Origin of the sequence: Streptomyces sp. WELS2 (assembly GCF_013870595.1) — a bacterium.
In the GTDB taxonomy this organism is placed as follows: domain Bacteria; phylum Actinomycetota; class Actinomycetes; order Streptomycetales; family Streptomycetaceae; genus Streptomyces.
The window spans coordinates 1-6,542 of the sequence record NZ_JACBWZ010000327.1 but is presented as its reverse complement, the minus strand read 5'-3'; the positions used below and the strand labels follow the sequence as shown (position 1 = coordinate 6,542).

Annotated in this window: 5 protein-coding genes; 3 read left to right on the top strand and 2 right to left on the bottom strand. The window is 71.0% G+C overall.

From position 1 onward, the window contains the following. Both H5J33_RS19285 and H5J33_RS19280 read left to right on the top strand, forming a co-directional pair. On the top strand, positions 1-1,284 hold a 1,284-nt coding region (locus tag H5J33_RS19285; RefSeq protein WP_181796175.1), incomplete at its 5' end, for an ABC transporter permease. A 4-nt stretch (positions 1,285-1,288) separates the two neighbouring features. Continuing rightward, positions 1,289-4,039: a bifunctional YncE family protein/alkaline phosphatase family protein gene (locus H5J33_RS19280; RefSeq protein WP_181796174.1), complete on the top strand. Its 2,751-nt coding sequence runs from the start codon at positions 1,289-1,291 to the stop codon at positions 4,037-4,039. Between the two features lie 141 nt (positions 4,040-4,180). On the opposite strand, the gene H5J33_RS19275 is transcribed toward H5J33_RS19280, so the two are convergent. Continuing rightward, positions 4,181-4,642, bottom strand: a complete 462-nt coding sequence (locus tag H5J33_RS19275; protein WP_181796173.1) for a PRC-barrel domain-containing protein — start codon at positions 4,640-4,642, stop codon at positions 4,181-4,183. Next, entirely contained in the window at positions 4,639-5,244 is a 606-nt protein-coding gene (locus tag H5J33_RS19270) for a PRC-barrel domain-containing protein (RefSeq protein WP_181796172.1), read from the bottom strand. The genes H5J33_RS19275 and H5J33_RS19270 overlap by 4 nt, the downstream gene beginning before the upstream one ends. Before the next feature lie 395 nt (positions 5,245-5,639). On the opposite strand from H5J33_RS19270, the gene H5J33_RS19265 reads away from it, so the two are divergent. Beyond that, positions 5,640-6,371 (top strand): hypothetical protein, encoded by a 732-nt coding sequence (locus H5J33_RS19265; RefSeq protein ID WP_309485439.1) that lies wholly within the window; start codon positions 5,640-5,642, stop codon positions 6,369-6,371. Positions 6,372-6,542 lie beyond the last annotated feature (171 nt).

The window sequence follows — 6,542 nt, the reverse complement described above, 5'->3', positions numbered from 1 at the left end:
ATCCTCAAGCTGGTCTCGCAGTGGCGGATCCGCCTGCTGCTCCTCGCCTGCTGGATCGCGCCGGCGCTCTTCGTGGCCGGGGTGAGGGAGCAGAGCACGCTGCCCACGGACACCCTCTTCGGCCGCTGGATGCACGCCACCGGATGGGCCGGACCGCTGGTGACGCTCGGTTTCGCCGGCACCTGGGCGCTGCCGCTGCTCACCTCCGTCGTCGCCGGAGATGTGTTCGCCTCCGAGGACCGGCTCGGCACCTGGCGCCACCTGCTCGTCGTGGTGCGCTCGCCCCGGCGGGTCTTCGCGGCGAAGACACTGGCCGGCCTGACCGTCATCCTCCTGCTCGTGGCCGGACTGGCCGTCTCCGGCACGGCCGGAGGTCTGCTGGCCGTGGGCGACCGGCCACTGGTCGGTCTCGACGGCCGGCTGTTCACGCCGGGGGACGCGGCCGTCAGGGTCCTGCTGGCCTGGGTGTGCGTGCTCGCCCCGACCCTGGCCCTCGCCGGTATCGGGTTCCTCGGGTCGGTCGCGCTGGGGCGTTCCCCGATGGGTCTGCTGCTGCCCGCGCTCGTCGCGCTGGCGATGCAGCTCGCCCAGATGCTGCCGCTGCCCGTCGCCGTACGCCTCGCCCTGCCCGGCGACGCCTTCGTCGACTGGAAAGGACTGTTCACCAGCCCCGCACAGCTCACCCCGCTCCTGATCGGCATCGCCGTCAGCCTCGTGTGGGCCGTGACCGCGACCGCGCTGGCCTACGTCCTCTTCCTGCGGCGCGACTTCACCAACCCCACCGACGACGGCTCGGCGCGCCGCGCCGTCACCACCGGTGTCCTGCCGCTCGCGGGGCTGCTCGGTGCGACGGTCGCGGTCGTGGCGGCGACGACCACGGCCCAGGGCTCCGGCATCGAGCAGACCGCGGTGGAACGCTCGCTGGCCACCGAGTTCGCCCATCTGTACCGCATGCAGACCCGTCAGCTCCACCGCCCCGCGGTCACCGAGGCGCAGTTGCGGACCACGGCGGCGTGCGCCAAGGCCGGTGTCCAGGACGGCGCCCGCGGCCCGGGGAACGACTGGCGGTGCGTCGTCTCCTGGCACCTGCCGGGCGTCGTGGCCACCGGGTCGGCCGTCTACCAGCTCGACATCACGGCAGACGGGCGGTTCGTCGCCGACGGTGACGGACCGAAGGAAGTGAACGGCTACTTCCTGGTGCGGACGCCGACAGGCGACGCACCCAACCCGCTGTGGCAGTTCGACGGCGATGTCGATCTGCTCTCCACCTCCGCGAAGGGATGACGTCATGCAGATAACGCGCCGCCGCAGGCCGGACGGGAAGGGCACCTACGTCCTGCTGGGCAGACGGGTCAGCCGCCGGGCGACCCTGGTGACGGCATGCGTCGCCACGGCCGCCCTGGCCACCGGCACCGCCCTCGCCGACACCCGCCAGTTCGGCACCGACCAGGTCGGCCAGGTCACCGCCAAGGGCCAAGTCGTCTCCGCCGACCAGTACCTCGACCCGTACGGCAGCCGTCTCGTCATCAACGACGGCAAGATCATGTCGTCGACGGTCAGCCCGGACGGCAGCCACCTCGCCGCCTCCGTCGCCGACGGCGACGCCGCCCTGGTCGTCGTGGACCTCGCGACCGGGCAGGTGAAACAGCGCGTAGGCACCGCCGCCGTGGACGACCTGCGCATCGGAAGCGCCGCCGTCGGCCAGGAAGGCCCTGCGTACTCGCCCGACGGCAAGCAGCTGTGGCTGGGCCAGACCGACGGCTACACGAAGTTCACCGTCAACACCGACGGCACCCTCTCCGACCCGGTGACCGTGAAGATCCCGGCCGCCGGCGGCAAGCACGCCCTGGTCGCCGGGGCGGTGTTCTCGGCCGACGGCACCACCGTGTACGCCGCGGTCAACGGCCAGAACCGGGTCGTCGCCATCGACGCGGCGACCGGGGTAGTCCAGCGGAGCTGGGCGGTCGGCAACGCCCCGCGCGGCATGGCCCGGGTCGGCGACAAGCTGTACGTCGGCAACGAGGGCGGACGGCCCGCGCAGACCGGCGACACCACGCTCAACTCCTACGGCACCCAGGTGCCGGCCGACCCGAGGACCGGCGCCGCCACCACCGGCACGGTCAGCGTCATCGACCTGGCCGACCCGGCCGCCGCCGTCGATACCATCGACGTCGGACTGCACCCGACCGCGCTCTACGCGCGACGCGGCGCGGTGTTCGTCACCAACACCGCCGACAACACCGTGTCGGTCATCGACACCGCCGGCGGCAAGGTCGTACAGACCATCTCCACCCAGCCGTGGCCCGAGGCGTCGGTCGGCTACGAGCCCGACGCCGTGACGCTCACCGACGACGGCCACCTGCTGGTGACGCTCGGCCGGGCCAACGCGGTCGCCGTCTACCGCTACACCTCCCCGCAGGAACCGGTCGCCTACGTCGGCCTGCTCCCCACGGACTACTTCCCCGCCGAGATCACCACCGTGGGCCACGAGGTCGTCGTCTCCAACACCCGTGGCATCGACGCGCGCCGCCCCGGCGGCACCGCTCACGGCACCCACGACACGACCTCCAGCCTGACGCGGTTCACCCTGCCCGCCGACCGGGTCATCCGCTCGCAGACCGCCAAGGTCTTCCGCCAGAACGGCTGGAGCTCCGGCTCGGTCTCCCTGGCCAAGGGCAAGGGCCACGCGAAGCCGCAGCCGGTCCCGGCGCGGATCGGCGACCCGTCGACGATCGGACACGTCTTCCTCATCGTCAAGGAGAACCGCACCTACGACCAGGTCCTCGGCGATGTCCCCGAGGGCAACGGCGACGCCTCACTGGCACAGTTCGGTGCGAACGTCACCCCCAACCAACACGCCCTGGCGCGGCAGTTCGGGCTGTACGACAACGCCTACGACATCGGCACCAACTCCGCCGAGGGCCACAACTGGCTGATGCAGGCCGACAATCCCGAGTACACGGAGTCCTCGGCCGGCGAGTACGCGCGCAGTTACGACACCGAGGACGACGCCCTCGGCCACCAGAAGACCGGCTTCCTGTGGACGGGTGCGCAGGCGGCCGGCAAGAGCGTGCGGGACTTCGGGGAGTTCCAGCAGTTCCTCACCAAGCCCTCCGGGGCGAGCTGGCAGAACCTGTACTGCGACGCCAAGAACATGGACGCCACAGGCCAGGGCACCGCCTACCCCCTGAACTCGTCCTCGCCGATCCCCTCGCTCAACGGCGTGTCGGTGCCCGGCTTCCCGAAGTTCGACACCAGCGTCCCGGACGTCTACCGCTACCAGATCTGGAAGCAGGACTTCGAGAAGAACGGTCCGGCGAACCTGAACATGTTCTGGCTCTCCAGCGACCACACCGGTGGTCCGGCGAGCCCGGCCGCCCAGGTCGCCGACAACGACCTCGCGACGGGCAGGATCATCGACGAGATCTCCCACAGCAAGTACTGGAAGGACTCGGCGATCTTCGTCGTGGAGGACGACTCCCAGGCCGGCCTCGACCACGTCGACGGCCACCGCGCCCCGGTCCAGATCATCAGCCCCTGGGTCCGGCACGGACTCGTGGACCACCACTACTACTCCCAGATCACGATGATCCGCACCGTCGAGCAGATCCTCGGCGTCCATCCCATGAACCAGAAGGACAGCGCCGCCACACCCATGCGGGGCGTGTTCACCCGGCACCCGGACTACACGCCGTTCGACGCCCTGCCCAACCGGGTCCCGCTGACCGACGGCCTGAAGACCCCGCCGTCCTGCGGCGTGGACACCCCGGCGGCCCAGGACCCCAAGGCGGCGGCCGTGCCGGCGGCGAAGGTCCCGGCGGACAAGAAGTCCCTCGCCGCCGCGTGGGACGCCTGGAAGGCGAAGCAGCGCCTGACCGGCCCGCACGCCGTCCCCGACTACGCCAACCCCGCGCAGATGAACCACCTCACGTGGTACCAGACGCACAACTGGGCGCGGCCGTACCCCGGTGAGAAGAAGATCTACGCGCCGAACGACGTGCCCGGCGCCTACCTCCCGTCGCCGGAGTCCGACGACTGACACGCCCACGACGGCGAGGCTCCCCGGCGCGCCCAACGCCCCGGGGAACCTCGCCCCGAGCACCCCGCCCCTCGCGACCGCCGGCCCGCCGCCGTCAGGAACGGGCAACACGGGCGCGGATCGGCCGCCCGGCACGGTTCCTCACGCCCCGTGCCCCGCGTCCACCACCGGTTTGCCGGACTCGGCGCGTACGACGACCGCGTAGGAGCCGATGCCGATCAGGCGGTCGCCGGAGATGTCGCCTAGGGCGGTGTACAGCGTCTGGACACGTCCGGTCGTGTTGTCGAAGGCGATGTCCTTGACCGTGCCGTGCGCGGCGCCGTGTTCCGTCAGCACCCGGCGGCCCAGGGCCTCTTGGTGGGCGGGGAGGCTGTCCTGCCCGGGATCGGCGGCGGCTCGGGAGCGCACGATGACGGCGTCCCGTCCCACCGCCTCGACCGCGTGCCAGGGGATGGCCGTGATGTGCCTGGGGGCTCCGGAGAGGCGCAGGCAGGCGATGCCGCTCGTGTGCGCGTCGACGGTCAGGCTCTCCACCCGCCCCAGCGGTTCGGCCTCGTCGGCGGTGATCACCGGCAGGCCGCGGACCTGAGTGAACATCATCATGCCGGTCCTCCCGCTTCTGGCGTGGGGCTTTCCGGGTACTGCTGCGCGGTGTGCGCGCGGAACGCCTCGACCTGGGCGCCGAAGCTGGGCAGGTCGTCGGCGATGAAGTGACGGGCGTGCGCGGGGACCACCAGGGCCCGCCCGGAGACGGCCAGCGTCTCGCCGCGCGGAATGAACGCCTTGCGCCGGTGGCGGTCCTTGGTCTCGTCGGTGGCGATCTCGAAGCCGACCACACGTCCGCCGGCGCCGGTCTCGATCACGACATCCAGGACCGTGCCGATCTCCGTGCCCTGGTCGGTCAGCACGGGCGCGCCGATGACCTGGCCGTGTCCGGCTCCCTCGGCTCCTCCGGCCAGCTCCCGCTTCTCCAGCGCGGTCTCACTGGGGATCATCACGGCGGACGGGCCGATGGCGTGCACTCCCGAGAAGGGCAGGGTCTCCTTGAGGGGACCGGCCAGCAGACCGCGCCCGCTCAGCGTGAAGCCGGTGACACGGCCCGCGCGGGCGTCGAAGACGGTGTCCCTGACCTGGGCGACGGCCTCACCGCCCAGCGTCACCACCACCCGCTTCGTCAGTTCGGACGCGAGCACGAGGGGGATCACCGCGAACCCTCCCGGCGGGCCCCGTGGTCCGAGCGCACCGCGATCACCGTTCCGCTACGGCGCCTGGCCTGGACCGCCAAGGCCGCCGCGACGAGCAACCCCGCCACCGCGATCAACAAGATCACCCAGCCCCACCACTGCATCACCGGCCTCCTCGGTTCCGTCTTCGTCCAGCCGTCGTCCCGTCCGGCGGTCCCTGGGCTATCCGGTTGCCCGCCGTAGGGTCCCGCAAGCCTTCCGCACGACGGGTGACCGGAACCGGTGGACCCGGAAGAGGAAGCGACTATTCCAGTCTGCCGGGGAAACCGGGGTCCCACGGCGGTCGCCGACGGGACGGGAAAGCGGCGGCCGACCGACAAACCTGGCAGCCATATCCGGAAGGGCTCTGTATGTCTGTGAGTCGCACATTGGCCGCGTCCGCGCTCTGCGCACTGACCGCCGTGGGCATCGCGGGCTGCTCCGACGACGGTTCGTCGAAGCAGCCGTTCGAGGGGCAGAGCGCGGACCGGGTGGCCGCCAAGGCGGTGACCGCCACCCGGAACGCCGCTTCGCTGCGCATGGCCGGAAAGATGTCCGCGCAAGGGCAGCCTCTGACGGTCGACTTCCACGTCGACACCCAGAAGAACTGCAAGGGCAGGATGACGATGGAAAGCGGTTCGGCCGACATCATCCACACCGGCCGGACGACCTACGTCAAGGGCGACGAGAAGTTCTGGGCCGGCGCCGCACAGGACTCGGCAGGCGGACAGAAGCAGGCCCGGGCGCTGAGCGGCCGGTGGGTGAAGGTGCCGGTCGGCGATTCCCGTACGACGGGACTGTGCGACAAACAGGGTTTCCTGGCCGACCTGGACAGCGACAAGTCCGAACGCAAGGGGATGACGAAGGGCGACGTCACCACGGTGGACGGCCGGAAGGCGATCCCGCTGAGGAAAAAGAAGGGGAGCGGCGAAACCATCACCATGTACGTCGCGACCGAGGGAAAGCCGTACATCCTCAAACTGGACCAGTCGGGCGGCAGGACGCCGGGCACCGTCGTCTTCTCGGACTACGAGAAGCCGGTCAAGGCAACCCCGCCGCCGGCCGGAAAGGTCATCGACGGCACCAAGGCGGACAAGACGGTTTCCTGAGGCGCCGGGCCGGTTGCCGACGGGCTCCGTATCTCAACCGGCCCCGCCCACAGGCCCGTTGGCTATCATGTGACCCATGCCACGTATCCGGCGCCGAGCGTGCCGGATCGCGGCGAACAGGGGCGGAACGGGGGGCACATGCCGACAGCCGACAGGCGGCGCCGCGTGCTG

Bases quoted from the DNA above. Each gene is read 5' to 3' on its own strand.
- H5J33_RS19280 (WP_181796174.1), top strand. From the start codon at position 1,289: ATGCAGATAACGCGCCGCCGCAGGCCGGACGGGAAGGGCACCTACGTC.
- H5J33_RS19275 (WP_181796173.1), bottom strand. From the start codon at position 4,642: ATGATGATGTTCACTCAGGTCCGCGGCCTGCCGGTGATCACCGCCGAC.